The 2,433-nt window shown below is 64.1% G+C and carries 1 protein-coding gene; it reads left to right on the top strand.

Features of this window, described 5'->3' with window-relative positions:
* The coding region (locus AC1DYI_RS32790; protein WP_477208293.1) for a PAS domain-containing protein at positions 1-2,431 on the top strand (2,431 nt) is incomplete at its 5' end.
* Between the last annotated feature and the right edge of the window lie 2 nt (positions 2,432-2,433).

Raw genomic sequence — 2,433 nt, 5'->3', positions numbered from 1 at the left:
GGTGGCTTGCGTGCTGTTGGCGGCCGGTCAAATCATGCTGTTGGGCGCGGCGCAGCGTCGCTACGCACGGCAGCTCGCCGACAGCGAGCGGCGCCACCGTGCCATCGTGGAAGAGCAACAAGAACTCATCTCCCTGGCCAGGCCGGACGGCACACTCACCTATGTGAACCCGGCCTATGTCCGCCAGTACGGCGAGGGCGGTGCCGGCCTGGTCGGCCAAAGCCTCTACGACTTTGTCGACCCAGCGGACCTGCCGGCGGTCAGGCGCCAGATCGACACGGTGCTGTCGAGTGGGGCTCCCGCCCAGGGAGAAAACCGCGTCACCATGCCCGGCCAGCCGACCAAATGGATCGCTTGGACCAACTCCTTGCAGCGGGACCCCTCAGGCCAGACGTTGCTGCACTCGGTTGGGCGGGACGTGACTGAACGCAAGCTGGCCGAGCAAGCGCTGCGGGACAGCGAGCGCTTCTTGGCGCGCACCGGCCSAGTCGCAGGCGTAGGCGGATGGGAACTTGACCTGGCCACCGGAGCCATGTCGTGGTCCAGCGAGATGAAACGTATCCACGAAGTCCCTGAGGACTACGTGCCGACGCTGGACGCCGCCATTTCAGCCTACGAGCCGGAAGGACGCCAACAGTTGCGCCAGGCCCTGCGCTCGGCATCCGAACAGGGCCAGCCCTTCGACCTTGAGCTCCCCTTGCGAACGGGCGTTGGTCACAATATCTGGGTTCGTGCCGTGGGCGAGTTGGAAACCGATGCCAGCGGCCGCAGGCGCATCGTGGGTGCGTGTCAGGATGTCACCGTGCGCAAGGCGCTTGAGGAGCGGATCGCGCAGAGCGAGCGCTTCACGAGACAGGTCACCGACAATCTCCCAATCCGAATCGCCTACATTGATCGGGACCTGAGGTATCGGTTTGTCAACGAGGCGCATATCCGGCGCTTCCAGCTTACCAAGGACCAAGTCCTGGGCAGGACACCCGCTGAGCTGTTCGGGCCGGAGCAACCGACACCTGCCGTCTGGAAGTTCCTGACCGCGGCCTTCGCCGGTCAACCCCAGCGGTTCGAGAACGCGGAAGAATCGGATGGCGAGTCGCGTCTGATCGAAACACAGCTGGTGCCGGACATTGGCGAAGGCGGAGAGGTTCGAGGTCTGTACGCCACCGGCGTTGACATTACTGCGCTGAAGACCACGGAACGCAAGCTGCTTGAGCTCAACTCGATCCTGGAGCATTCGTCGGACTTCATCCTCCAGACCGACGGGAAAGGGTTCGTCCAATACATGAACCCCGCGGCGCGCCGAGCGCTGGACATTGGAGACGGGGAGGCCGTCCGCGGCCGCCGATTCACCGACTTCAACACCTCGCAGACGAACCAGCGCTATGAGGCCGAGATCAYGCCGACGGCCAAGCGCGATGGTGTGTGGATCGGGGAAACCACCGTTGTGCTGGCCGGTAGCCGCATCACGCCCGTCAGTCATATGGTCATCGCCCACCGCGACGCGGAGGGGGACGTGTCGCGTTACTCCGCCGTGATGCGCGACATCTCTGCCGAAGTTGCTGCCCGCGCTCAGTTGAGCCAACAGACGGCGACGCTCAGTGGCGTCATCGAGGCCATCCCGGCAGTGGTTGCCGTATTCGATGCGCAATTCCGGTACCGGCTGGTCAACCGCGCGTTCGAACGCTGGCGCGGCAAGACTCGGGAATCGGTGGTGGGCCATAGCGTGGCGGACCTGTTTGGCCAGGCCGAAGCTGACCAAAGCTGGCCCTTTGCACAACGCGCGTTGGGGGGGGGAACGATCAGCTTCGAGAAGGACTATCCGGACGGCGGCGAGCACAGGCACATGAGCATCAGCTATGTACCTCTGCGGCTGCAGGACGGCACCGTGGACGGCGTAATCGGTGTCGCCCTCGACATCACTTCGCACCGCGAACAAGAAAAGCGGCTCATGAATCTGGCCGAGCGCGATGCGCTGACGGGGGTGCTCAATCGCGGCGGGTTCACCGCCTACCTGGAGTCAAAGTGCGAGAGCGCGACGTCCACTTCACTTGGGCTGCTTTACGTCGACCTGGACCACTTCAAGGCGGTCAATGACACCTATGGTCACTCCGGTGGAGACGAGCTGCTTCGCCAGTTCGCCACACGGTTGCAGGCGATCGTACGACCCACTGACGCGGTTGCGCGGCTTGGCGGAGACGAGTTCGCGCTGGTGCTCAACAACATCGGAAGCATGGCCAACGTTGAGGTGGTCGCTGACAAGGTCGTGGAAGCGGCGCTTCAGCCCTTCGAGGTGGACCACCGATGGCTTCAGGTCAGCGCCAGCGTGGGCGTGGCCTTCGGTGCGGCGAGCGAGCAAGAGTGCAAGAGCCTGGTCGAACGTGCAGACGCTGCAGTGTACGAAGCCAAGGCCGCAGGACGCGGTCGCAAGGCATAGGG

This window comes from Ideonella sp. P3_A4, assembly GCF_056403075.1.
The sequence above is the reverse complement of the archived record's forward strand: the minus strand, read 5'-3'. Positions and strand labels throughout refer to the sequence as shown.